The sequence below is a fragment of the Campylobacter lari subsp. concheus genome (assembly GCF_008245025.1).
In the GTDB taxonomy this organism is placed as follows: Bacteria; Campylobacterota; Campylobacteria; order Campylobacterales; family Campylobacteraceae; genus Campylobacter_D; species Campylobacter_D concheus.
In genome coordinates this window covers 1,165,451-1,189,523 of record NZ_CP043426.1, presented here as the reverse complement: position 1 = coordinate 1,189,523, position 24,073 = coordinate 1,165,451, and the positions used below count along the sequence as shown (strand labels likewise).

Sequence of the window (24,073 nt, the reverse complement as noted above, 5' to 3'; positions counted from 1 at the left end):
AAAACTTATAATTAGCCTTCGTTTGTTCCTAAAACGTCTTCAAGTTTTTCTTTTAATACTTGAGGTGTAAAAGGTTTTACAATATAGTTATTTACACCTGCTTTTAAAGCTGTGATAACTTCTGCCTTACCACCTTCTGTAGTTACCATGATAATAGGCATATCAGCATATTTTTCTTCTGCTCTTACTTTTTTTACTAATTCTAAGCCATTCATTTCAGGCATATTCCAGTCAGTAATTAAAATTTTAATATCATCATTTTGTGAAAGCAAATCCCAAGCTTCGACTCCATGTTCAGCTTCTAAAACATCTTTATGACCTAATCTTACAAGAGTGTTTTTGATTATTCTTCTCATGGTAGAACTATCATCAACTACTAATAACTTCACTTTTTTTCCTTTGTCTTGATGTAATTACATAAAAGTGTAATTGTATCGTTTTTATTTTTATTAATCAATTAAAAGTTTATATTATACCATTTAAAAATAAAATTAGAATTTAATCACTCTCCATTTTTGTTATGATTAAACTCAGGCACAATTTCCTTTAAAACTTTTGCAGGATTTGCACTTTGAAGTAATCTTTCTATTTCTTGATTTAAAATTTTTAAATCTTTAATTTCACTAGTGGTAACAAATATACTTTCATATTGAGTTTTCAAATCATTTTCATGGATTAAAAGCTCTTCATAAAGTTTTTCACCTTTTCTTAGTCCGGTGATTTTAATTTCTAACTTTTTATTAGAAAGTAAAAGCATTTTTTTAGCTAAATCCATGATTTTAACAGGCTCGCCCATATCAAGCACAAATAACTCCCCACCTTTTGCAATAGCCGCAGCTTGTAAAACAAGTTGTACAGCCTCATCCACAAGCATAAAATAACGTACTATATCAGGATGGGTAAGAGTAAGTGGTTCATTAGCTGCAATTTGAGCTTTAAATTTAGGTATAACACTTCCGCTTGAGCCTAAAACATTGCCAAAACGCACACAAGCTACTTCAAAATTTTCACAACTTGAACTTAGTGCATAAAGCTCACAAATTCTTTTTGTACAACCCATAATATTAGTCGGTCTTACAGCTTTATCAGTGCTTATCATAACAAATTTGGCAACCTTGTAAGTCTTTGCAAGATCGATTAAATTTTTAGTACCTATGACGTTGTTTAAAATAGCTGAATGCGGATTGTGCTCACACAAAGGCACATGCTTGTAAGCTGCTGCATGTAAAATCAAATCTATGTTTTTTTCTTGTAAAAGTTTTTCTAGAGCTTCTTTGTCCAATATGCTCATCATAATAGGCTCGATTTTTTCTTTATGTAAGCTTAATTCTTCATTGATTTTATATAAATTATATTCACTATGATCAAGCATGATTAAGTGTTTTGCACCAAATTTAATGCATTGTTTGCAAAGCTCACTTCCTATAGTTCCACCAGCTCCACTAACTAAAACTACTTTATCTTTGATAAAATCAATCACGCAAGCATTATCTAAATCTTTTGGCTTACGCGCTAATAAATCTTCAATGCTTATATCTCTTGCTTCATTTTGTGTAAAAGAAAAAAGCTTTATATCATTAATCCCATAAGCAATGAGTTCATCAAAAAGTTTTTTAAGCTCTTCTTGCTCAAGTTTTAAAGCAATGATAGCAGTATGAATTCCTTCAGCGGTATATTTTCTAATAGCTTCTTTTTCTTCAACTATAAATTTATCACAATAAGTACCTATTAAATTTTTACGCTCATCTACCACAGCTACAGGAAAAAGTCCTAAGCTTCCTTCTTTAGCTCCTTTTAATAAATGCAAAGCCTTCGAAGTGGCGCCAACTACTATACAGGGATGTTCCTCATTATATTTTGGCTTTCTAAAATCAACTATCATTCTTTTGCTTATACGCAAACTTCCAATTAGCATGCAAGATAAAACAAAATCTATTCCTATAATGCTTCTTGGAAAAGGATTAAAAAAATCATCATAAAAATAATAAATTGCTAAAAATACAAGTTCAGCTAAAGCTAAAGCGATGACTAATTTACGTGCTTCATTAAGTGAGAAAAATCTCCAAGCAACTTGATAAATTCTAAAAAAAGCTAGAAAAATGATTTTAAGTAAAATCAAAATCACAGCGCTTTTAAACATACCTTCATAAAATTCACTCGGGATGTCTGCACTAAAGCGTAAAGAAAAAGACAAATAAATACTTATAACAAAAAGTAAAATATCAGCGCCTAGAAAAAATCCTAAGCGTTTGCTTTTATAATCCATCTTAGTCCTTTAAGGTATTTAAGATTAAAGTAGAAACTTCCTCTACGTCAGCTTTACTCATAGTAGTTGCGCTTGGAAGACAAATTCCATTACTAAAGAAAAACTCACTATTGCCATTTAAATAAGCATCGCATCCTTTGTAAAGCTCTTGTAAATGCATAGGTTTCCAAAGTGGACGACTTTCGATTTTATTATCTTTTAGAACTTGTATGATTTTTAAAATTTTATCTTGAATTTGAACATTTTTATTTTCACATATACAATGTTTTTCATAAGTATTAAGTTTATTTAAATCAAAATCAAGTAAAGCAGTACTTAGCCAGCGATTTGACTTGGTATTTTCAAGTTCATCTAAAAAAGTAAAAGCCCCGCTTAAAAATTCTTTATACCAGCTATAAATTTCACGCTTTTTACTTACTCTTTCTTCTAAAACTTCCATTTGAGCAGTACCGATTGCACCTAAGATATTACTCATTCTATAATTATAGCCGTATTCTTTATGCTCATAATGAAGACAATTTTCTCTAGCTTGAGTGCTATAAAATCTTGCTTTTTCAAGATTAGTATGATTTTCACTTACAAGCATACCACCACCACCTGTTGTGATGATTTTATTACCATTAAAAGAATATACTCCAAAATCCCCAAAAGTACCTAAAGCTTTATTTTTGTAAAAACTTCCCAAAGCTTCAGCAGCATCTTCGATTAAAAAAATCTCATTTTCTTTACAAATTTGGACAATCTCATCCATTTTAGAAGCATTACCATAAAGGTGTGTTAAAATGAGAGCTTTTGGCTTTTTAGAACTTTCTTTGATAGCCTTTTTTAATAAATTTACATCTAAATTATAAGTTTCATCACAATCAATAAACACTGGTGTAGCATTCATGTAAGAAATAGGCGCTACTGAAGCAATAAAAGTAAAACTTGAAGCTAAAACCACATCGCCTTCTTTGATACCTAAAACTCTTAAAGCTAGATGAATGGCTGCAGTGGCTGCATTTAGAGCAAGTGCATTAGAGCTTTTTGTATAATCTTTAATACTTTGTTCTAAGGCATTAACAAACTCACCCAAAGGTGCTATATAATTACTTTCAAAAGCTTTATGTATGTATTCTAATTCTTTTCCACTCATATGTGGTGCTGATAGAAAAAATCTCATTTTACCTCCTTTATTTTCTTAGCAGGAACTCCAGCATAAATGCCTTTAGAAGTTAAGTTTTTAACCACAACCGCTCCCGCACCTAAAGTTATATCATCATTTAAACTCATACAAGGAATAACGCTTGAATTAACTCCCAAAAAACAACGCTTTCCTATTTTTACATTTCCTGTTAGTTTAACTCCAACGCTAATATGGCTAAACTCATCTACAAAACACTCATGCTCAATCACACAAGCAGTATTTAAAATCACACCTTTTGCAATGCTAGCTTTAGCATTAACTACGACATTTGGCATGATTAAAATACCCTCATCATCTAAAAAAGCACTTGGGCTAATAATAGCACTTTTGTGTATCAAATTAACTAATCTAAATCCATCATCTTTTGCTTTTTTGAAAAGTTTTTCTCTAATAGAGTTTGCACCAATAGCAATAAACATATCGTGTTTTTCTAAACTGGAGTGATATTTTAAGCCTTTATTATCATCTAAAAAGATGATTTTTTCATATCCTAAATTTCTAGCTACATCAGCACAGACTAAACCATGTCCACTAGAACCATATATATAAATACTTTTAGTTGTGTCCATTGAATTTATCCGTTGTAGCTACTCCTTCTTTATTAACCCCACTTCTTTTTAAAACTTTAATAATGGTCATAAAAAAGATTTTAAGATCAAATAAAAAAGAGCAATTTTGCACATATTCTACATCATATTTAAATTTTTGCTCCCAAGAAATAGCATTGCGTCCATTGATTTGCGCCCAACCTGTAATGCCTGGTCTTACATCGTGGCGTTTTTTTTGCTCTTGATTGTATAAGGGTAAGTATTCTACAAGTAAAGGTCTTGGGCCTATGAAGCTCATATCGCCTTTTAATACATTAAAAAGCTGTGGTAATTCATCTAAGCTCAAGCTTCTAACTAGCTTACCAAAAGGCTTTAAGCGTAATTCATCAGGAAGTAATTCTCCATTTTCATCGGTTTCATCACTCATAGTTTTAAATTTATAAATATAAAAAATTTTTTCATTTAATCCTGGCCTTGCTTGTTTAAAAAGTACACTTCCTTGAACGATTTTTAAAACAATACCTATAAGCACTATAAAGGGTAAAAAAATAATCAATAAAATCAAAGCCAATATAAAGTCAAATACTCGTTTCAAGCCATTTTTATACATTTGTAAAACCCCTATAAAAGTCAAGATATTTCAAAGCTATAATATTTTCATCATAATTTTGCGCTCTAAGAAAAGCATTTTGCGCTAAAGTATTTTTTAGTTTTTCATCTTCTAATAAAACTGCGATTTTTTCAGCTAAATCTTTACTATCTTTGCATTTGCAAATTAAACCATCTATGGCATTATCCACTGCTTCAATACAACCCTCAGCATCACTTACCACACACGTTTTTTTACAAGCTTGTGCTTCTAAAACCGTTCTTGGATAACCTTCTTTATAGCTTGGTAAAACAAAAATATCACACAGGTTTAATAAATGTGCAATATCACTTCTTGCGCCAAGATAAAAAACATCATTTGAGTTTAAAAATTCTAATGGTGCGCAAGATTTATTATCATCTCTTCCACCTGCTAAGACAAAATTTGCCTTGTCTTTTAAAATTTGACTTGCCTCATAAAATTCTTTAATTCCTTTATGCCAAAGCGCTCTTGAGATCATTAAAATGATAGGCTTATCAGGCATATTATGTTCTTTTAAAAAAGCTTGTTTTTCTTCTGTACTAATTTTTAAAGGTAAAAATTGTTTTAAATTTAGCCCTACTGACTTGATGATTTTGATTTTTTCTTCTTTTAAGCCTAAATTTTTCATAAATAAAGCATTGCTTTCATTGACAAAAATAAAACCATTAGCAAGTTTAAAAGAAATTTTATAAAGTAAATTAATGCTCATTCTTACTAATTTACTTTTAAAATCATCATCTATATAAAAACTTCCTAAGCCTTCAACCAAACCAAAAGTGTATTTAATGCCTGCTATTTTAGCCGCTATAATACCTGTTGTGTTGCTTTTGTGAGCACTTGTTTGTAAAAGATCTAAATTTAAATTTTTGAGTGTATTTTTTAAGCTAAGTAGATTTTTAAAAACAACTAAAGGATTAACACTTGATCTGACTAAATCATAAAAGCAAACTTTATAACCTAGCTCTTGCAATTTAATAGCAAAATCATCTTTTGGAGTGATGATTATAACTTCATGATTATTTTTTTCTAAAGCCCTAATGAGTGCAAGACGAAAATAATACACACTCATTGCACTGTGGGTTAAAATTCCTATTTTCATCTTTTTAGCCTATAAATTTTTGCTCTTGCATCATTAGTGACTTGTTCAAATAAATCTTGATCATATTGATTTAATAAAAACATCTGTATATAAGCACTATTATAAAGACTTTCATCTAAAATTACAAAGCTTTTATATTCTCTTAAAAAGAGCAAATAAATTTGAGCTTTTGAATCAATTTCATTGTAATAAAATTTCCCATTAGTGATGGATTCTATATCTATAAAAGCTTTTAAAGGTATGCTCGCACCTTCTACTTTTAAAGCTCTAAAATCATTAATAATTTCTACTCCATTATCAAGCATAACAGAACCTGTGGTTTTATCTTGAGCTATGGCGTTAGCTTGGGAGAAAAATAAACTTTTTTCTTGCTCTCCATTGTCAGGATTTGTATTTGCAAATTGTGCTACCACAGGCATGATACGTAGCATTCTATAAGGCATGTAAATATATACATCTCTGGTTTTATTGGTATCAAATTTAAAATCTTTGTCATTTAAACTTTCTAAAAAATCTTTAGCGCTTGTTTGGTTATAATCTTTAATCATAGCTTTTAAAATATCAAGATAGTTTTCTTTGAAAGATTTTTCAGTATATTCTACACTAAGTCTTGCCATATTAGCTGCTGGAATTTGTTCTTTGCTTAAGACAAAAGATGAGAAAAAATTATCTTTTCCTAAGTGTTTTCCACCATCGATTAAGGTTTTTACATCGCTATAATAGCGTATTGGATAACCATAATCCCACCAAGCAACAACATAATCTTCTCTTTGAGCTTTATTTTTTAAATCATTTAAAATACTAGCTTCATAAGAAGTAAAAACAGTAGAGGATTTATAATAATAAATATGCATTAAGGCAGGACTTATACTAAAAAATGCAATGAGTATGAGTAAGATATTTTTATTTCTTAGGCTAAGTTTGATTTGTTTTTTTTCTAAAAAATTAAAAAAAATATATAAAAAATACCCAAAACCCAAAGCCATCACAGGAACCGCATAAATGGTAAATCTAAGTCCAGCTCTTAAAGCCATAAAACCTAGTGCAAGCATAGGTAGAGCCAAAAGCATGCTTTTGTGATCTTTGCAAAGTAAGATAAAACCTATAAAAGAAAGAATAAATACTAAAACGCTAGAGCTAATTCTTTGCATAAATACTTCAGGATCAATAGTATTTACTTCCATAATGGTTTCATTGACATTAAAATACATAAAGGCAGCATCTTTTAAATTTTGTACATCAGAAGCTTTAAAAACATAAAATTTAAGTTGATATAAAACAGGATCTAAGCCACCGCTTAAATGCAAAATTAAAATGCTAATAAAAATCAAAATCCAAATCATATAAAAATTAATCTTTTCTTCTTTAAAGGCAAAAATAGCAAACAACAATACAATCAAGGTAAGTTTATATTGCCATGCTAGCATACTTAAAGCTATGATCATTAAAGCAATAGCTAGATAAAAAATCTTTTCTTTTCTATGAAATATTAAAGTATAAAGACCAAAAAGTCCTATCATAGCAAAATTTAAAGAATAACTTGATGGATACCACCACAAATAAATCATGATAAAAACCGGACTTAAAAGTAGGGTGAAAATGTCTTTATTAATAGTTAAGCGTATAAAAGTAAGCAAAATAAGCATTGGTAAAACTAACACTAGCATATCTGTATCATAATACCCACTCATAGTACGGTTATAATAACTATTTGCAATGCTTCCAAGTAAGGCTGCTATAAAGCCATAGGTAGTGAGTTTATACTCTCTTGCGATTAATATAATAGGCACAACAATCAAAGATGCAAAAAAAGTACTCATATATAAAATAATACTTTCAAAGCTAAAAGGTAAAATACTATAAAGCCAATAAGTCAAAGTAGAAAGTGAGCTTCCAAAATAAGATAAGTCATTAGGCTGATGAAAACCTGCTATCATATCCCTTGCACCTTCTGCAAAAGCATAGCCATCATTAGTAGTAATCATAAGTTGATCATTAAAGAAAAACTCATAAAACTCACTTGCCCAAGCTACCCAGTATAACCTACATAAAATACTAAAAGCAAAGGCTATAAGGATTAAAATACAGGTATATTTTATAGAAGTATTATCCGTGAAATTTTGTTGTAGTTTCATTTTATGCCTTGTTGAAAAATTCAAATAATTGCTTTGCTATACTAATTTTATCAAATTCTTTTGCACGCAAAAAAGCATTTTGTCTATATGTAGCTTTTAAAGACTCATCATTGCACATTTTTTCTAAGCCTTCTTGCATGGCTTTTTCATCATCTACTTTTACTAAAAGTCCAAACTCATCATCTAAAAATAATTCCCTTGCACCACTTTTATGATCAGTACAAAGCACCGCAGTATTACAAGCTAGGCATTCGATTAAAACATTGGAAAAGCCCTCAAAACTTGAAGCAAAAGCAAAAAAGTCACATTTGCTCATGTATTTATAAGGATTTTTATCAAAACCTAGCAAAAAGACTTTGTCTTTTAAATTTAAAGTTTCTATTAAAGCTAAAAGATCATCTTTTAAAATACCCTCGCCTAAAATGACTAATTTTAAATCAGTTTTAACTTTTGCATAAGCTCTTATAAGCATAGCATGATTTTTACCATGATCAAGCCTGCCAACGCTTAATATAAAAGGATCCTTAAAGTCTATTTCTTCTTTAGATTTTTCTATGATGCTTTCTAAATCTATGGCATTGTATAAAATATCACATTTTTTAGCCTCTATGTTGAAATTTTGTATTAAATCTTCTTTGTTTCCTATAGAATTTGCTAAGATTAAATCTGCTTTGTTATAAAATTTTTTAATAAGAAATTTATTGATAAAAGAATTCAGATTATTATGTTTATAAATCACACTTGGAGTAGTGCATTCATTGATAATAAGGGTTGATTTAAGTCCTAGGGATTTTGCCATTAATGCAATATAATTAGGTCTATTTAATAATACAAATTGTAAATTGATTTTTAAATCCTCACAAAGTTTTTTGTATTTCATAGCTAGTAAGGGTAGTTTTAAAAATTTAGCTAAATTGCTTTCGCTTGGACTTGATTTTTCAAGGTAGTGGATATTAACTTCAGGAATATCATATGATATTTTATCATTCATTAAAATCAAATGCACTTCATATTTTAAATTTAACACAGGCAATAGCGTAGATACAACCCTTTCAGCACCACCGCTTCCTAAAGAATAAATAAAAATTGCTAGTTTTTTCATATTAAACCTTTACTTCTTTGATCAAATCAAGCCATTTTTGTGCTACATTTGTTACTTCATAATCTTTACATCGCTGCTGTGCATTAAGTGCTAGTGTTTTTCTTAAATTTTCATCTTGCATTAAAAGGGTGAGTTTTTCGCTTAAAGCCTTTTCATCATCTAAATCTACCAAAAATCCATCTTTTCCATCATCAATTAAATCTTTATGGCCACTTGTGTATTTAGTGCTAATGCGTGCTACTTGATAATATAAACTTTCAAGCAAAACCGTTGGTAAGCCTTCTATGAAAGAGCAAAGGCAGATTATTTTTGCTTTTTTATAAAGTTCTTGCATATTTTCAACTTTACCTAAAAAATTAACTTTGATATTTAAATTCATAGCTTCTTGTTCTAAATCTTGTCTTAATTCTCCATCGCCTGCTATGAAAAAATTGTATTGATTTTGTAAATTTGTATCCAGTCTTGCTATGGCCTTTAAAAACATAGAAGCATTTTTATTATGATCAAGTCTGCCTACGAAAATGACATTGTTTTCTTTTTCTAAATTTTCTTTAATTGGGCTAAAATGACAAGGATTTGGCATATTGATAACTTTTTTAATAAAGTTTTCATAGTATTTTTTATCATCATTGCTTAACACGGTTAGAGCATTTGCATGAGGAAAACTTATACGGCGTAAAAACTTCCAAATTTTAGATTTTAAATAAGTATAAGAGCTATGCTCGCTAATAATTAAAGGCGTATTGGAACCTTTATTTGCCCAAATGCAAGCGATATTAGTTGTATCTAAAAATGAGATAAAAACATCGCTTTTATGGTCTTTAAGTGCTTGTTTTAAGGCTTTGAATTTTTTAATGCGTGAGGCTATTTTGTTATAAAGAGTGGAAAAGTCAAACTGCTCTAGAGTAAAAAGTTTGATTTTTGGATCAAGCTTATAAAAAGAGTCTTCTTTGTGAAATTTAATAATATTTATTTCATGATTTTTGCAAAGCTCATTAGCTAAAGTGACTAATACTCTTTCAGCACCACCTGAATTTAAAGTAGCTATGATGAAAGTGATTTTCATACTTGTTCCTTTAAATGCCCATGTTTTACTTCAAATACTCTATCGCAACCTTGTATAGTTGAGAGTCTATGAGCTATGATGATGAGGGTTTTGTCTTTTGAAATTTTATAGATTTCTTCCATGATTTTTGCTTCGCTTTCTTGATCAAGAGCGCTAGTTGCTTCATCTAAAACTAAAATTTCAGGTTGTTGATAAAGCGCTCTTGCTATGGCTATTCTTTGTCTTTGACCCCCACTTAAAAACGAACCTGAATCGCCTACCTTAGTATGCACTCCATCTTCAAGCGAATTTACAAAGCTTTCAAGATTAGCTTGCTTGATTACTTTATGTAGAAGTGCTTCATCTATTTCTTCTCCAAAGCTAATATTTTTAGCAATAGAATCATTAAAAAGATAAATTTGCTGAGGTATGTAGCCAATTTTACTTCTAAAACTTTTTATATTACTCTCATCAAGCTTAATTCCATCTACAAAAATAGCTCCATCACTTGGTTTTAAAAGCCCTATGATAAGATCAACTAAAGTGCTTTTGCCACTTCCACTTTTACCTATAAAAGCAATTTTTTCATTTTTCTTAAGTTCAAAATTTAAATTTTTAAATAAATTTTTCTTACCCTTATAAGCAAAGAAAAGATTTTTCAAAACGATTTTTTCTTTAAATTTAATATTTTCATCGCCTAGCTTTTCTTCTTTTTCATTAAGCATGTTGTAAATAATATCTAAAGAGTTTTTATAATATGTGATTTCATTATAACTTGTGATGATGCGATTAGCACTTGGCATAAGTCTATAAAGAGCCACCACAAAAATAGTAATAGTTGCTAAGATAGATGAAATATCACTTTCATATCTTAAAACCAAATACACTACAATAAAACAAAGCATACAAAAACCTATACCTTCAAGGTAAATTCTAGGTATGCTTGACATGCTTTCATTGCTAATATTTGCTTTGGCAAAAAGCCCACTTTGAATTTCATAAAGCTTTTGCGTGCTTTGTTCTTTGGTTTTGAGTTTGATGATTTTAAGGTTGTTTAAATTTGCATTTAAAATTTCAAAATAATTTTTCATCGCCTCTTCTCTAGCTATGGAAGCTTTTTTTACCAAGGGTGAGAGGATTTTGATTAAAATAAAAGCATTTAAAAGTAAAAAAGCACTTAAAGCTAGGGTGATTTTATAGTTGATAATTAGCAATAAAGTATAAAGCAAAAATACCACAAAGCTTTCACTTAGCATAAGTAAAAAAGCGCTAATTAAAGTGCTTAAATGAAATACTTCTTGAGTGATGGTTTTTAAAAGTTCTGATTGATTTTTATTAGTAAAATTCTCATATTCAAGGTGTAAGTATTTATCAAAAATACGACAAGCAAGGCTGTGATAACGCCCTTTAGAAAAACGCGCAAGTAAATGAAAATAAAAGGCATTTAAAAAGGCTCTAAAAATATAAAAGGCGATTAATATACAGCCAAAATAAGCAATAATCTTATAACTTGGTAAATTTAAATACTCATATACAGGTTGAAAATAGGAGCTTTTTTCTAAAAGCTCAAAATTACTCGCTACTGATACAAAGGGCATGATTAAAGAAATAGCAAAGCTTTCTATGAATCCTATAAAAATAGAAAAAATTAGTAAAGCAAATAAAAATTTCTTATCATGAGCATTGAGTATAAAAAAAAGTTTTTTTAACACTGCTTTTCCCACTCATAAGCACTTTTGCAGATTAATTCTAAATCATCATATTTTGGTTTCCAATTAGTTAGGGTTTTGATTTTATCAGCATTTGAAATAAGCACAGAAGGATCCCCAGCTCTTTTTGGTGCAAGTTCTACTGTAAAATCCACCCCACTTACTTTTTTCATAGTTTCAATAACTTCTTTTACGCTAAAGCCATGTCCATAGCCTACATTGAAAATATTACTTTCGTTATTTTCTAAATATTCTAAAGCAGCTAAATGTGCACTTGAAATATCATCAACATGGATAAAATCTCTAATACAAGTGCCATCTTTAGTATTATAATCATCGCCAAAAATATAAAGTTTTTCTCTTTTTCCTGTAGCTACTTCAGCAGCAACCTTGATAAGTAAAGTAGCTTTTGGATAGCGTTGTCCTATAGGATAGCTCATGCAAGCACCTGCTACATTGAAGTATCTTAAAATGCAGTATTTAAATTCAGGATTAGCCATATTAGCATCCTGTAAGACTTTTTCACTCATTAGTTTGCTTTGTCCATAAGGATTAATCGGTGCTAATGGACTTTGTTCATCTACAATAGGAGTTTGTGGCTCTCCATAGGTAGCTGCAGTTGAAGAAAAAATGAATTTTTTCACACCTGTTTCTAAACAAGTTTGGATTAGATTGCTTGTGTTTGCAGTGTTGTTCATATAGTATTTTAAAGGATTTTCCATACTTTCAGGAACTTCAATACTAGCTGCAAAATGCACAATTGCATCAAATTTTTCTTCTTTGAAAAGTTTTTTAATCCCTGCATAATCGCTTAAATCTTGCTCAAAAAACTTAAAAGGTCTGATTTTAGAAAGCTCATCTAAGCTTTTTTTGCTACCTTTTGAAAGATTATCTAATACACAAATTTCATGATTTGTTTCTAAAAACTGCTTTAAAGTATGAGAGCCTATGTATCCTGCGCCACCAGTGATTAAAATTTTCATTTTTATCCTTTTTGTGATATTTAATAATAGTTATTTTAATATACTTTTCTTAATTAATTTAAAACTTACTCTTTTCTTTTTCTATGGCTTCTAAAAATGGCTTTTGATAGCTTTTATCGCTATGTTTTTGTAAAAGCTCTTCTTTGAAATTTTCTAAAATATTAAGATAATCTTCTTGGGTTAAGTTGCCCTTGATGAATTCGTATTTTAAAAATAGCATATAAGTGTTTAATACATCGCTTTCACAGTATTCGTGAATTTTTTCTAATTTGTTTTGATAAAAGAGGTCTAATACCTCATTTCCATGCACATCATATTTTCCAGGAAGTCCTGCCATAGCACAAAGTGTGTCAAGTCTTAAGCCTTTTTGACCAAAACTTCCTAAAGATTCTAATAAATCACAGTGTTTATTTTCTACAAATTTGCTTTTGTAGTTATTCCATTTATCGCTTGCATCCAAATAAGCACTTGCGTTGATATTGTATTTTAATGCTCTTATAACAAGCAAAGGCATATCATAGCTTTTACCATTAAAACTTACAAGGCGGGGTTGGTATTTATCTATGAAGTTAAAAAACTCTTCTAGCATTTGCTTTTCATTTTCGCCTTTGATTTTATTGACTTTGATGAAATTTCCAAATTTATCTGCAATCACTGCACAAATACTTACAACTTTATGAAAAGGCAGAGGTAAAAACTCGCTTCCGCTTTCTTCTTTTTGTCTTTCTAAAGCTTGTTTACTAATGCTTAAATCATCGCCATTAAAATCATAAAGATGTTTTATCAATTCTACATCAGGAATGCTCTCACAATCAAAAACGCAAATATATTCTTGCATGATAAACCTTTTTTTAAAAAAATCTTTGTTAAAATCATAACAGAAAATTTAAAAATAAAGTAGCACATGAAAATAGGTTTGGTTAAATTATCTGCACTTGGAGATATCATCCATGCGGTGATTGTTTTGCAATTTATTAAAAAGCATTATCCTAAAGCAAGTATTGATTGGTTTGTAGATGTAAGATTTGCAGGATTATTGCAAGATCATCCAATGATCAATGAAGTATATGCCCTACCTTTAAAAGATAGAAAATTCAAAGAAGTCTTTGCTATGCTTTTTGAAGCAAGACAAAACAAATATGATATTGTGATTGACTTACAAGGTTTGATTAAATCTGCTTTAGTGAGTAAATTTTTATGTGCTAATACTTTTGGTTTTGATCAAGAAAGCATAAAAGAAAGCTTTGCGAGTAGTTTTTATGCGCATAAATTTGCGTGTAATTATGAAGAAAATATTGTCGTGCGTAATCTTTCTTTGGTAGCTTATGTGTTAAATGAGCATTTTGATCATAGCGATATAGAATTAAAACAAAGTTGCTTTAGTATAGATGATGAGTTAAAGGAAAGCTTAGAGCAAAGATTATCTTTGAATGAAAGTGTGCCTAATATACTCATACATGTAGGATCATCTATGCCAAATAAAATTTACCCAAAAGAGCGTTTGATATTACTTTGTAGAATGCTTTTGGAGCATTTTACTAGTGCAAAAATCATACTTGGCTGGGGCAATGTAGGGGAATTTAATTTTGCAAAAGATATAGTTTTAAATTTAAAACATTTAAAAATAGAACTTGCACCAAAATTAAGCTTAAGTGAGCTTTGTGCTTTAACTAAGGCAAGTGATTTGATTATCGGAAATGATAGTGGGCCTACTCATTTGGCCTTTGCACTAAACAAGCCTTCTATAACGATCTTTGGTGCTACTCCTAGTCAAAGAAATGCTTATGAAACAAATATCAACAAAACGATCAATGCAGGTAAAAAAATACTGCATTCAAAGCATATAGATAAGAGTGATTTTTGTATACAAAATATCGATGAAAAAGATATTTTTAAACTAGCTTGTGAGCTTTTAGAAAAATGATAAATTATGTATATTTAAGCCTTTTTTATATGTTAAAAGTTCTTGTGAAGATTTTACCCTCAAAGTTTTTAAATTCTTTTGCAAATTTGGTTGCTTTAATCACTTATAAGTTAAATCGTAAGCACCGTAAAATCATCGATGCTAATTTAAAAATTTGCTTTCCTGAAAAAGATCAAACATGGCGTGATGAAACTAGCCTTAATATCTATAAAAATTTTGCTAAATTTGGGATTGATTTTATCAAAAATCAAAATGCAAGTAAAGAAGAAATCATCAATAAAATTTGCTTTGATGATGAGGAACAAATTTCAAATATAATGCAAAGTAAAAGACCCTTGATCGTAACTACGGCTCATTATGGCAACTGGGAACTTTTAGCTTTATCTTTTGGAGCTAAATTTCAAGGAATTTCTATAGTTGGAAGAGCGCTTGATAGTGTGATAATGGATAAAATTTTAAGTAAAAATCGCACACAATTTAACATAGAGCTTATAGAAAAAAAAGGTGGGCTTAAAAAAATGCTAAAAGCCTTAAAAGAAGGTAGATCACTTGGAATTTTAACCGATCAAGATGCGGTAGATGGTGAAAGTGTAAAAATACAGTATTTTAATCAAGAAGTAAATTTCATAGCAGGTGCAAGTGTGCTTGCTAAAAAAACACAAGCTATAATTTTACCTTGTTTTGTGTATCAAAAAGATGAGAAATTTTTTGTAAAAACTTTTAAGGCTTTAGACGCAAGTAAGGCAAGTATAGAAGAGCTTACTAAGTATCAAGCAAAGTGTTGTGAAGAGATGATTAAATTTAAACCTGATGAGTATTTTTTCTTTCATAAGAGATTTAAAAGATACAATCACGAGTTGTATTTATAGGATATAAAATGGATTTAAAGCAAATTAGTGTGATAATGATAGTTAAAAATGCTCAAAAAACTTTAAAAGCTTGTTTGGAGTCTTTGCAAGAATTTGGCGAGATAGTTTTAATAGAAAATGATAGTAATGATGATACTTTAAAAATTGCTTATGAGTTTAGTAAAAGTTATAAAAATATCAAGATTTATCAGCATAAATTTATAGGTTTTGGACCTTTGAAAAATTTAGCCATAAGTTATGCTAGCAATGATTGGATTTTTAATATTGACGCAGATGAGCTTGCTAAGAAAGAATTTTTACAAGAATTGCGGCAAATTGAGCCTAATAAAGAAGATATTATAGCCTTACCAAGAGAAAATTTATACAATGGAGAGTGGATTAAAGCTTGTGGATGGTGGCCTGATCATGTAATGCGAGTGTTTAATAAAACTCATACTAGTTTTAATGGGATTTTAGTGCATGAGAGTTTGATTTTATATGAAGATAGTAAAAAGATTAAGCTACAAAATGGTTTAAGGCATTTTGCGTTTGATGATATAGATGGTTTGCTAGATAAACTTCAAAAATACTCCAAACTTTGGGCTTTGCAAAATTTACATAAAGAAAGCAGTATTTGCAAGGCTTTGTTAAGAGGAACTTGGACTTTTTTTAGAAATTACATTTTAAAAAAGGGAATTTTTTATGGTTATAAAGGCTTTATCATAAGTACTTGCAATGGCCTTGGAGCTTTTTTTAAATATATGAAATTGTATGAGTTAAAAAAGCAAAAGCCAAAAACTTGCGCTTTAATTATCACAACTTATAATCAAAAAGAAAGACTTGCTTTGGTGCTTGATAGCGTTAAAAACTTAGAGCCTTTACCAGATGAGGTTTTAATAGCTGATGATGGAAGCAGGGAAGATACGGCTAAACTTATACAAGCTTATCAAAAAGATTTTCCTTGTAAGTTAGAGCATATTTGGCAAGAAGATGAGGGGTTTCGTGCTGCGGCAAGCCGCAACAAAGCGATTAGAGCTTCAAATAGTGAATATATTGTTTTAATCGATGGTGATATGATTTTAGAAAAAAACTTTATTAATGATCATTTAAAATTTGCTAGTTTAAAAACTATCTTACAAGGCTCAAGAACTATTTTAAATGAAAAAGAAAGCAAAGAGCTTTTAAGCAAAAATGATTTTAAACTAGCTTTTAATAAAAAGGGTTTTAAAAATCAAAGAAATATTTTTTTAGCTAAATGTGTATATAAATTTTCAAAACTAACTAAGAAATTTTTTAAAAAATCACAACTTGTCAAAGGTAGTAAAACTTGCAATATGAGTTTTTATAAAAGTGATTTTGAAGCCATTGAGGGATTTAATGAAAAATTTATAGGTTGGGGTAGGGAAGATAGTGAGTTTGTAGCTAGATTTTTATTTAATAACGGAGTGTTTAAAAGACTTAAATTTAATGCCCTAGCTTATCATATTTACCATGAAGAAAATAGCAAAAATATGCTAGAAATCAATCATCAAATTTATCTTGAAACTATAAAAAATAAAAAAATAACTTGGAGATAAAACATGAAAAAAGTAGGCGTAGTAATCCCCATATATAATGTAGAAAAATATCTAAAAGAATGTTTAGATAGTGTAATCAATCAAACTTACACTAACTTAGAAATCATACTTGTAAATGATGGTAGTACAGATGAAAACTCACTTAATATTGCAAAAGAATATACTTTAAAAGATAAAAGAATCACTCTTTTTGATAAGAAAAATGGTGGTTTAAGTAGTGCTAGAAATGTAGGTATAGAATATTTTTATGGTGAATATGAAACACAATATATTGAAAATGAAAATGAATTAAATATTTTTAAGATTGTTGGCAATAATCCACAAAATATTTATAAAATTTATAAACATAAAAATGCTTTAGCGAATGATAGGTTAGAAATTCTAAAGATTGATTATATTATCTTTTTAGATTCTGATAATTATTGGGAGTTAAACTGCATAGAAGAGTGCGTTGTGAGAATGCAAAATGTAGATGTATTGTTATTTGATTATAAATGTGTTTATGAAGATGGAATTAAAGATAAAGGAAAAAAAACGAGATTTCAAAAATTTTATTACAATGATGAATGTATTATTAGTCCAAAAGAATATGCGCAAAGAGCAGAAGGAGTTGGTATGAGAGATATTTCTTTTGGTGTTATGGGGATGATAGATTTTGATTTTCTAAGGTCCATAAAATTAAAGTTTATTAATTATATCATCAATGAGGATATACATTTTGGTATGGTTTTGTTTGCTTGTGCTAAGTCTATTTGTATTTTGCCTAAAACATTATATATTTGTATTTTAAGATCCAATAGCATATCAAATCATGATAAAAAGATTACAAAAGCAAATGTATCAGAGTATTTTAAAGACTTGTATGAATTTTTTGGAGAAAATGCTAAAGAGGCAAAAAACTATTTAAAAGCAGCAAGTAGGATGATAACAGCTTTAGAGTTGATAGAGTTTTTTAAAGATCAAAAAAGTGAAAATTCTCAAGCCATAAAGGAAATCTTTTTGCCTTTTTATGTAAAAAAAGCTTTGATGATTAAAAAATTTAAAAAAGATCCTTTAAATTTAAAAGAAAAATTACCTATTATCATGCCATATATAGAAACACGAATTCCTTATGATCTTTGGAAAATTTGGCAAAAAATTAAAAGGATTTTTAAAGCTTAAATTTTCCAGTCATTTATTACCTCAACAACCTGTTTGATTTCATCTTGTGTCGTCACAGGTGAAATTGGCAGTGATAATACTTCATTGTGGATTTGTTTAGTTATGGGTAATGAAAGATTATTGAAATCTTTATAGCATTCTTGCTTATGCGGTGGTATAGGGTAATGGATGATTGTTTGTATATTGTTTTCGTTGAGGTATTTTTGTAGTTTATCTCTAAATTTGGTTCTTATGACAAATAAATGCCATACATGATCGATGTCTATTTTAGGTAAAATAATATTTTCATTTTTTATATTTTTCATGTAAAAATCAGCTATTTCTTTTCTTTTTTGATTGTCATCATCTAAGTATTTTAATTTAATATCTAAAATTCCAGCTTGTAATTCATCAAGTCTTGAGTTTAAACCTACGTATAAGTTTTCGTATTTTTTATGAGAACCATAGTTGGCTAAAGCTCGTATTTTACTAGCTAATAAATCATCATTTGTTGTAATACAACCTGCATCACCCAAAGCACCTAAATTTTTCCCAGGGTAAAATGAAAACCCAGCTGCATCACCCAAACTACCAACTTTTTTTCCTTTAAAATGTGCCCCATGAGCTTGTGCGCAATCTTCTATGATTTTAAGATTATATTTTTTTGCTAAAGCATATATTGGCTCCATGTCACAAACTTGTCCATAAAGATGAACCACCATGATAGCTTTTGTTTTGTTTGTGATTTTTTCTTTGATTGATTTTGCATTTATATTATAAGTATTTATATCAGGTTCTATTAAAACTGGCTTGCAAAGATTATCAGTTATGGCTAATATAGAAGCAATATAAGTATTTGCAGGAACTATGATTTCATCATCTTTGCTAAATTCATAAGCTTTGATGATAATTCTTAATGCATCAAGACCATTTGCAACACCTATGCAGTGTTTTACACCACAATATTTTGCAAAATTTGTTTCAAAATTTACACATTGTTTTCCTAGTATATACCAACCACTATCAATAACTTCATTTATTTTATCTTTTATTTCATCTTCAAATCTTGCATTAATTTTGTGTAAATTTAAAAAACTAATCATATCATCATCCTAGCAATAAAATACATATAAACATCAAGGTAATTATACTTGAAAATATAAGAGAATAATTAAAAAGCTTTTTATATTTTCTATATTTTTTCTCTACTCTATCATCATCACATAAAACAGATAAAGATAGTAAATCTTTAAAGGTAAAATTATACTTTTCTAAAAGAATTTTAACATTGTTTTTGTCGTTATAAAAATGTATTATTTTATGATAACCCCAGTATTTTCTAGTTTTTTCTTGAGATTCTATCGCCATTCTTCCAAGAAAAAATTCTATGGTATTTTCAAAAGGATCGATTTTTAATTTTTTAATTTCATCTTTGAAAATTTCTTTTAAAAATTCTATATCTTGAATTTTTAAAAATGAATCCATTAAAAGTTCTATCTCTAAATTTTCTCTAGCTTTTGTGGAAGCATTAGGTGTACTTATATTTGCTTCATTAGCTCGAATTCTGTATTTTACTAAGGTTTCTTTTGAAAAATGGATTTTAGCTTTTTGAGTAAGTAGGCTTATATGCATTTGAGTATCTTGGTGATTACATAGTGCATTTGGTAAAGGATAGATTTTTTTAAATACCTCTTTTTTTACAGCCATCCCTGGAGAAAAAAAGCAATTTCCTTTAAAAAATAAATACCTCAAAGCTTCAAGATTTGATCTTTGAGTGATAAAACTTTTTGAAATTTCTATATTTTCATCATTTATAACACTCATACTAGGATATATTACATCTACTTCTAAAGAGTTAAAATTTTGATAAATCTTTTCCAAAGCATTTTTTTCCAGCATATCATCACTGGCACAAAACACTATATAATCTCCACTTGAATTTTCAAAAGCAGTATTTAAAGCCCCATTTATACCTTGGTTAAAATCATGCTTTATGAGTTTTATCCTAGAATCATTAAATTTTTGAATTTCTTTTATACTATCATCACTTGAGCAATCATCTACTATAATAAGTTCAAAATTCTCAAAGCTTTGTTCTAAAATGCTTTGTATGAAATATTTAATATATTTTTCATGATTAAAACAAGGGGTTAAAATAGAAATCAAGTAAGCTCCTTTAATAGATGATTATAAATTTTTTCCGTAGCATAAGGATGATTGATAGCTACTTCACTATTTGTAAAATCACTCCTATAGTATTTTTTGTAATCTTTATTTTGAATCACAATATTTTCAATAAATTCATAAAGATGTTCTTCGTTGTAAATATTATAATGGCATTGAATACATTGTTCTCCAAAATCTGTAAATATTTCTTTATTAGAATTTGCCATAAAGGCTACTGGTTTGTTTAAATACAAATATTCTGCCATAAAAGAGCCACAGTCATGAATTAATGCATCTGATTGTTGAAATAGCTCTAAATAATCTCCATTATCTGAAAATTCAACATTAGGGTGTGATAGTAATTGAGAAATATAGTCATTTGTTTTTTCTTCTCCCCAAATATCTATTTTCTTTAAATTAGGAATTAACAATGGATGTGGTCTAAAAATAAATTTGATATAAGGATATTTTTTCGGTAATTTTAAAAAAAGATTGGAATATTTTAAGAAATTACTTAACTGAAAATTAGAATTTAATATTGTATGATGTGGAGCAATGATAATGGTTTTCTCATTTGTTTTTTTGGTTATATTTATTTGTTTTAGTTTGTCCATTTTAGGATATCCGGATAAAAATAAATTTTTATCCTTTTTGGTTCTATATTGTTTTGCAAGTTTTAGTACTTCTTTGTTTTCAATAAACCAAATCCAAAGATAGTTTAAATAGTATAATTTTAAATTGTCTATTGTGATAATACACCTTCCAGCATAAAAATAGTTAATATAAAAAACAGGAATTTGACTCTTTATCCAATACTCAATTTTAAAAAATTTATGCGCCATTGAATCATAGGGATTGTTTGTGGTCATAATATCGAAATTTTTGGTATAATCTATGTATTTATTTTCATCAAATAGATAGCCATGTAAGACTTTCTCAATTCCATATTTTTTAGCTAGTTCGTTAAATGTTTTATTATATTGGTATATAAAATTTTCTTTGCTTCTTGCAGTATCGGGATTTACAATAAAAAATGGTTCAAATCTCGGATTTTCTAAAAATTTCTCAAAAATTGATATATTTTGAATATCTGTATTGTACATATGTAAAAAAGCTACTTTGATTCTATCTTTTTGCTTTATTTGCTTTATTTTGTTATTAATTTTTATTCTATAAATAAAATATTGCAGATGTATTCTTAATAAAGAGGATTTTTTAAATCTTATAATATCAATACATTGTTGCATAAATTTAATTCTCACTAATACTCCTCTTTAATTCGATTTATAATATCAGTTGTAGATATATTAATAGTTCTTGGTAGATAGATAATATCTGCTATATGTTTAAGATGATCAAATTTTCCTTGCCAGTCATTACCCATAATTAATATATTAGCTTTATATTTCAATATGTACTCCTCTTTTAGCTCAAGTGATTCTTCCAAGAAAACTTTATTTACGCATTTTAGAGAGTTGATAATATGCATTCTTTGTTTTTCATGTATCAAAGGATACCTTTGCTTTTTGGTGAAATTTAACTCATCCGATGATACACCTACAATTAAATTATCACCATATTCTTTTGCACGCTCCAAAATTCTTAAATGTCCATAGTGAAACAAATCAAAAGTTCCAAAAGTAATTACATTTATCAAGAGATTGCCTTGTATATATTATGCACCATAGTTCTTCCTCCAAAGCTTTCTTTTTGAAAGATAAGTCCTTTGTTTAAGTACTTTCCTTCATTTTCTGTAGAAATTCCAAAATCAAAATATTTTTTTTCTTTGCTATATTTTTCTATTAACGTTTTTAAGAGTAAGTCCAAAGCTCCTACTTCTCTGCCATAGTCGCTATTAGCAAGATATTGTGTATGGACTAAATTTTCATATATAAAAAGCAAAGTAGCTGCAACCATAACGCTATCTTTTTTAGCTATAAAAAGCTTTATATTTTCAGGAAATCTTGAATTTAGCAAAATTAATTCTTTTTCATTATGTACTGCTTTGGCGCCATGTTGTTTATAAAGAACTTCGTTTAGTAATTTTATAAAATTTTTATAATCATTTGATTCTTCTATTATTATATTTTCTTTTACAGCTTTTGAAATTTGATATTTTCTTCCTTTGGCAAATTTATAATTATCAAGATATATTACACTAGAGCAATCTACTCTATATAATTGTGCATTATTTATAAATAATGCATATAAATCTTCTTGTGAAGCTTTTTTATGATATATATAAGGTATACTTTTATATATAAGGTTTTTAAAATTTTGCTTTCTCATGTAATCAAATAAAACATCAAAACAATCTAACATTTTACTTTGTTGCATTTTAGAATCACAAATAAACCCACCAAAAGTCAATCCTTGGTGTGAATACAAAGTATCATCTTTCTCATTTAGTGGAAGTAAGGTAAACAATCTATCATTTTCATAAAACATTAATGAATGATCGATAAATCTATCAGAATGATAGCCCATGTAATTACGATCAAACATAAATAAGCCATTTTTGGAATTTTTATTAAATTCATTCCAAATATCAAAATATTCTTTAGTGTATTTTTTTATTATCATGCTATTTTCACATTCACAAAAATCTCTGCGCCCAAATCTGGTAAATAATCACTTATTTTATATAAACCATCTAATAACTTTTCATCTAAAATTTTATTTTCTAAACACAATGACATTTTAGAGTGGTTAAAAGGTTTTATAAAATATGATCCTTTATCTAATATAACACCACCGTTTGCAACTACAATATCTATAAGTTTATTTAAATTAAAGGTTGAATTTTGCTGTAATTTAAGTGAAGTATGAGTTAAATCACCTAATCTTTGGATTAAACCACTTTCATAAGCCCAAATCAAATGAAAAGAATTTGAATTGGGTGTGTTAATATGTAAAATAGTATTTTGACTACAAATTTTAAAAATATCTTTCAAAAAAACATTAGGATTACATACTTCATGTAATAAACTACTACATATTATAAAATCAAATTCATATTTTTGCAAAGAACTTATTTCATTTTCTAAAAAATTATTGATTATATTGATATTGTTGCGACAATCTTTTTGAGCTTTATCACAGAATGTTTTTGATGGTTCTATTATAATTGCATTTTCATAATCTTTGTAATGGTTAAAAATAGATTCCATTCCACATCCTATTTCTAGAATGTTTTTGGGTTTATATTTATTTAAAATTTCTAAGATTTTTTTTCTTCGATAAAGAACCATTATTTCTTCAAAATTATATTCAGTATTTATATACTCCTTGGTGTATTTTTCTATATCTCTATTTTCCATTTGTAATAACCTTTAAAAATTCATCATAATTTCTTATATATTCTTTTTCATCATAAAATTCACTTGCTAGTACAAGCAATTTCGCTCCATAAGAAAAATTTTTCATTTCTCTCCATATATTTTTACCTATGTAAAGTCCTATATCAGGACGATTTAGGATTATACTTTGTGATGTTTTGCCATCGTTTAATATAATCTCACATGATCCATCCATCATGATTAAAACTTGCTCCAAGTTTGTATGAGCATGGGCTCCTCTTGGAAACTCTGGTTTTGTATCAAAAATATAATATATTCTTTTTATCTCAAAAGGAATATCTTTTAAATTTTCAAGTGCTATTAAAGAACCTCTTTTGTCAGTAATAGCTGAAAAATTTAAAATTTCAAAATTCAT

The 24,073-nt window shown here is 28.4% G+C and carries 23 protein-coding genes; 4 read left to right on the top strand and 19 right to left on the bottom strand.

Features of this window, described 5'->3' with window-relative positions; all coding sequences use genetic code 11:
* Positions 1 to 11: 11 nt before the first annotated feature.
* The 12 genes from CLCT_RS06125 to CLCT_RS06070 all read right to left on the bottom strand — a co-directional run bounded on the left by CLCT_RS06125 (position 12) and on the right by CLCT_RS06070 (position 13,542).
* A complete protein-coding gene (locus tag CLCT_RS06125) occupies positions 12 to 389 on the bottom strand; it encodes a chemotaxis response regulator CheY (protein ID WP_039619063.1) in 378 nt (125 codons plus the stop codon).
* 113 nt (positions 390 to 502) lie between these two features.
* The gene (gene pglF, locus CLCT_RS06120; protein WP_149062595.1) at positions 503 to 2,266 is read right to left on the bottom strand and encodes a UDP-N-acetylglucosamine 4,6-dehydratase (configuration-retaining); all 1,764 of its coding nucleotides are present in this window, start codon (positions 2,264 to 2,266) and stop codon (positions 503 to 505) included.
* A gap of 1 nt (position 2,267) precedes the next feature.
* On the bottom strand, positions 2,268 to 3,428 hold the full coding sequence (pglE, locus tag CLCT_RS06115; RefSeq protein ID WP_149062594.1) for a UDP-N-acetylbacillosamine transaminase: 1,161 nt from the start codon (positions 3,426 to 3,428) through the stop codon (positions 2,268 to 2,270).
* Positions 3,425 to 4,021, bottom strand: a complete 597-nt coding sequence (pglD, locus tag CLCT_RS06110) for a UDP-N-acetylbacillosamine N-acetyltransferase (protein ID WP_149062593.1) — start codon at positions 4,019 to 4,021, stop codon at positions 3,425 to 3,427. The genes pglE and pglD overlap by 4 nt, the downstream gene beginning before the upstream one ends.
* Positions 4,008 to 4,610: an undecaprenyl phosphate N,N'-diacetylbacillosamine 1-phosphate transferase gene (gene pglC, locus CLCT_RS06105; RefSeq protein WP_149062592.1), complete on the bottom strand. Its 603-nt coding sequence runs from the start codon at positions 4,608 to 4,610 to the stop codon at positions 4,008 to 4,010. The genes pglD and pglC overlap by 14 nt, the downstream gene beginning before the upstream one ends.
* A complete protein-coding gene (gene pglA / locus CLCT_RS06100) occupies positions 4,603 to 5,730 on the bottom strand; it encodes a N,N'-diacetylbacillosaminyl-diphospho-undecaprenol alpha-1,3-N-acetylgalactosaminyltransferase (RefSeq protein ID WP_149062591.1) in 1,128 nt (375 codons plus the stop codon). Before pglA ends, pglC begins: the two co-directional genes overlap by 8 nt.
* Complete coding sequence (pglB, locus tag CLCT_RS06095; RefSeq protein ID WP_149062590.1) at positions 5,727 to 7,865, bottom strand: undecaprenyl-diphosphooligosaccharide--protein glycotransferase; 2,139 nt, start codon at positions 7,863 to 7,865, stop codon at positions 5,727 to 5,729. Before pglB ends, pglA begins: the two co-directional genes overlap by 4 nt.
* A 1-nt stretch (position 7,866) precedes the next feature.
* Entirely contained in the window at positions 7,867 to 8,967 is a 1,101-nt protein-coding gene (gene pglJ, locus CLCT_RS06090) for an N-acetylgalactosamine-N,N'-diacetylbacillosaminyl-diphospho-undecaprenol 4-alpha-N-acetylgalactosaminyltransferase (protein WP_149062589.1), read from the bottom strand.
* A gap of 1 nt (position 8,968) precedes the next feature.
* Positions 8,969 to 10,033 (bottom strand): GalNAc-alpha-(1->4)-GalNAc-alpha-(1->3)-diNAcBac-PP-undecaprenol alpha-1,4-N-acetyl-D-galactosaminyltransferase, encoded by a 1,065-nt coding sequence (gene pglH / locus CLCT_RS06085; RefSeq protein WP_149062588.1) that lies wholly within the window; start codon positions 10,031 to 10,033, stop codon positions 8,969 to 8,971.
* A complete protein-coding gene (gene pglK, locus CLCT_RS06080) occupies positions 10,030 to 11,724 on the bottom strand; it encodes a BC-type lipopolysaccharide transporter PglK (RefSeq protein WP_149062587.1) in 1,695 nt (564 codons plus the stop codon). Before pglK ends, pglH begins: the two co-directional genes overlap by 4 nt.
* Positions 11,718 to 12,704 carry a UDP-glucose 4-epimerase GalE gene (gene galE / locus CLCT_RS06075; RefSeq protein WP_039626879.1) on the bottom strand — a complete coding sequence of 329 codons (987 nt, stop codon included), beginning with the start codon at positions 12,702 to 12,704 and terminating at the stop codon, positions 11,718 to 11,720. Before galE ends, pglK begins: the two co-directional genes overlap by 7 nt.
* Before the next feature lie 58 nt (positions 12,705 to 12,762).
* The gene (locus tag CLCT_RS06070; protein WP_149062586.1) at positions 12,763 to 13,542 is read right to left on the bottom strand and encodes a 3'-5' exonuclease; all 780 of its coding nucleotides are present in this window, start codon (positions 13,540 to 13,542) and stop codon (positions 12,763 to 12,765) included.
* A 66-nt stretch (positions 13,543 to 13,608) separates the two neighbouring features.
* Here CLCT_RS06070 and waaC point away from each other — a divergent pair, with 66 nt between their 5' ends.
* From waaC to CLCT_RS06050, 4 genes are read left to right on the top strand one after another with little or no spacing between them, the layout of a single operon-like run.
* Positions 13,609 to 14,628, top strand: a complete 1,020-nt coding sequence (gene waaC, locus CLCT_RS06065) for a lipopolysaccharide heptosyltransferase I (RefSeq protein ID WP_149062585.1) — start codon at positions 13,609 to 13,611, stop codon at positions 14,626 to 14,628.
* Positions 14,625 to 15,497 (top strand): lipid A biosynthesis lauroyl acyltransferase, encoded by an 873-nt coding sequence (locus CLCT_RS06060; protein WP_149062584.1) that lies wholly within the window; start codon positions 14,625 to 14,627, stop codon positions 15,495 to 15,497. The genes waaC and CLCT_RS06060 overlap by 4 nt, the downstream gene beginning before the upstream one ends.
* An 8-nt stretch (positions 15,498 to 15,505) precedes the next feature.
* Positions 15,506 to 17,053, top strand: a complete 1,548-nt coding sequence (locus CLCT_RS06055) for a glycosyltransferase family 2 protein (RefSeq protein WP_149062583.1) — start codon at positions 15,506 to 15,508, stop codon at positions 17,051 to 17,053.
* A 3-nt stretch (positions 17,054 to 17,056) separates the two neighbouring features.
* Complete coding sequence (locus tag CLCT_RS06050) at positions 17,057 to 18,214, top strand: glycosyltransferase family 2 protein (RefSeq protein ID WP_149062582.1); 1,158 nt, start codon at positions 17,057 to 17,059, stop codon at positions 18,212 to 18,214.
* Here CLCT_RS06050 and CLCT_RS06045 read toward each other — a convergent pair.
* From CLCT_RS06045 to wlaRB, 7 genes are read right to left on the bottom strand one after another with little or no spacing between them, the layout of a single operon-like run.
* Entirely contained in the window at positions 18,211 to 19,296 is a 1,086-nt protein-coding gene (locus CLCT_RS06045) for a DegT/DnrJ/EryC1/StrS family aminotransferase (RefSeq protein WP_149062581.1), read from the bottom strand. The two genes, CLCT_RS06050 and CLCT_RS06045, sit on opposite strands and share 4 nt — an antisense overlap.
* Before the next feature lie 4 nt (positions 19,297 to 19,300).
* Positions 19,301 to 20,359, bottom strand: a complete 1,059-nt coding sequence (locus CLCT_RS06040) for a glycosyltransferase family 2 protein (protein WP_149062580.1) — start codon at positions 20,357 to 20,359, stop codon at positions 19,301 to 19,303.
* Entirely contained in the window at positions 20,356 to 21,621 is a 1,266-nt protein-coding gene (locus tag CLCT_RS06035; protein WP_149062579.1) for a CDP-glycerol glycerophosphotransferase family protein, read from the bottom strand. Before CLCT_RS06035 ends, CLCT_RS06040 begins: the two co-directional genes overlap by 4 nt.
* Positions 21,621 to 22,016 carry an FAD synthase family protein gene (locus CLCT_RS06030; protein ID WP_149062578.1) on the bottom strand — a complete coding sequence of 132 codons (396 nt, stop codon included), beginning with the start codon at positions 22,014 to 22,016 and terminating at the stop codon, positions 21,621 to 21,623. The genes CLCT_RS06035 and CLCT_RS06030 overlap by 1 nt, the downstream gene beginning before the upstream one ends.
* Positions 22,013 to 22,942 carry a GNAT family N-acetyltransferase gene (locus CLCT_RS06025; protein ID WP_149062577.1) on the bottom strand — a complete coding sequence of 310 codons (930 nt, stop codon included), beginning with the start codon at positions 22,940 to 22,942 and terminating at the stop codon, positions 22,013 to 22,015. The genes CLCT_RS06030 and CLCT_RS06025 overlap by 4 nt, the downstream gene beginning before the upstream one ends.
* A complete protein-coding gene (locus tag CLCT_RS06020; protein WP_249040749.1) occupies positions 22,939 to 23,679 on the bottom strand; it encodes a class I SAM-dependent methyltransferase in 741 nt (246 codons plus the stop codon). Before CLCT_RS06020 ends, CLCT_RS06025 begins: the two co-directional genes overlap by 4 nt.
* The gene (wlaRB, locus tag CLCT_RS06015; protein WP_149062576.1) at positions 23,669 to 24,073 is read right to left on the bottom strand and encodes a class E lipooligosaccharide biosynthesis 3,4-ketoisomerase WlaRB; all 405 of its coding nucleotides are present in this window, start codon (positions 24,071 to 24,073) and stop codon (positions 23,669 to 23,671) included. Before wlaRB ends, CLCT_RS06020 begins: the two co-directional genes overlap by 11 nt.

Bases quoted from the DNA above. Each gene is read 5' to 3' on its own strand.
- pglF (WP_149062595.1), bottom strand. From the start codon at position 2,266: ATGGATTATAAAAGCAAACGCTTAGGATTTTTTCTAGGCGCTGATATT.
- pglE (WP_149062594.1), bottom strand. From the start codon at position 3,428: ATGAGATTTTTTCTATCAGCACCACATATGAGTGGAAAAGAATTAGAA.
- pglD (WP_149062593.1), bottom strand. From the start codon at position 4,021: ATGGACACAACTAAAAGTATTTATATATATGGTTCTAGTGGACATGGT.
- pglC (WP_149062592.1), bottom strand. From the start codon at position 4,610: ATGTATAAAAATGGCTTGAAACGAGTATTTGACTTTATATTGGCTTTG.
- pglA (WP_149062591.1), bottom strand. From the start codon at position 5,730: ATGAAAATAGGAATTTTAACCCACAGTGCAATGAGTGTGTATTATTTT.
- pglB (WP_149062590.1), bottom strand. From the start codon at position 7,865: ATGAAACTACAACAAAATTTCACGGATAATACTTCTATAAAATATACC.
- pglJ (WP_149062589.1), bottom strand. From the start codon at position 8,967: ATGAAAAAACTAGCAATTTTTATTTATTCTTTAGGAAGCGGTGGTGCT.
- pglH (WP_149062588.1), bottom strand. From the start codon at position 10,033: ATGAAAATCACTTTCATCATAGCTACTTTAAATTCAGGTGGTGCTGAA.
- galE (WP_039626879.1), bottom strand. From the start codon at position 12,704: ATGAAAATTTTAATCACTGGTGGCGCAGGATACATAGGCTCTCATACT.
- CLCT_RS06070 (WP_149062586.1), bottom strand. From the start codon at position 13,542: ATGCAAGAATATATTTGCGTTTTTGATTGTGAGAGCATTCCTGATGTA.
- waaC (WP_149062585.1), top strand. From the start codon at position 13,609: ATGAAAATAGGTTTGGTTAAATTATCTGCACTTGGAGATATCATCCAT.
- CLCT_RS06060 (WP_149062584.1), top strand. From the start codon at position 14,625: ATGATAAATTATGTATATTTAAGCCTTTTTTATATGTTAAAAGTTCTT.
- CLCT_RS06055 (WP_149062583.1), top strand. From the start codon at position 15,506: ATGGATTTAAAGCAAATTAGTGTGATAATGATAGTTAAAAATGCTCAA.
- CLCT_RS06050 (WP_149062582.1), top strand. From the start codon at position 17,057: ATGAAAAAAGTAGGCGTAGTAATCCCCATATATAATGTAGAAAAATAT.
- CLCT_RS06045 (WP_149062581.1), bottom strand. From the start codon at position 19,296: ATGATTAGTTTTTTAAATTTACACAAAATTAATGCAAGATTTGAAGAT.
- CLCT_RS06025 (WP_149062577.1), bottom strand. From the start codon at position 22,942: ATGATAATAAAAAAATACACTAAAGAATATTTTGATATTTGGAATGAA.
- CLCT_RS06020 (WP_249040749.1), bottom strand. From the start codon at position 23,679: ATGGAAAATAGAGATATAGAAAAATACACCAAGGAGTATATAAATACT.
- wlaRB (WP_149062576.1), bottom strand. From the start codon at position 24,073: ATGAATTTTGAAATTTTAAATTTTTCAGCTATTACTGACAAAAGAGGT.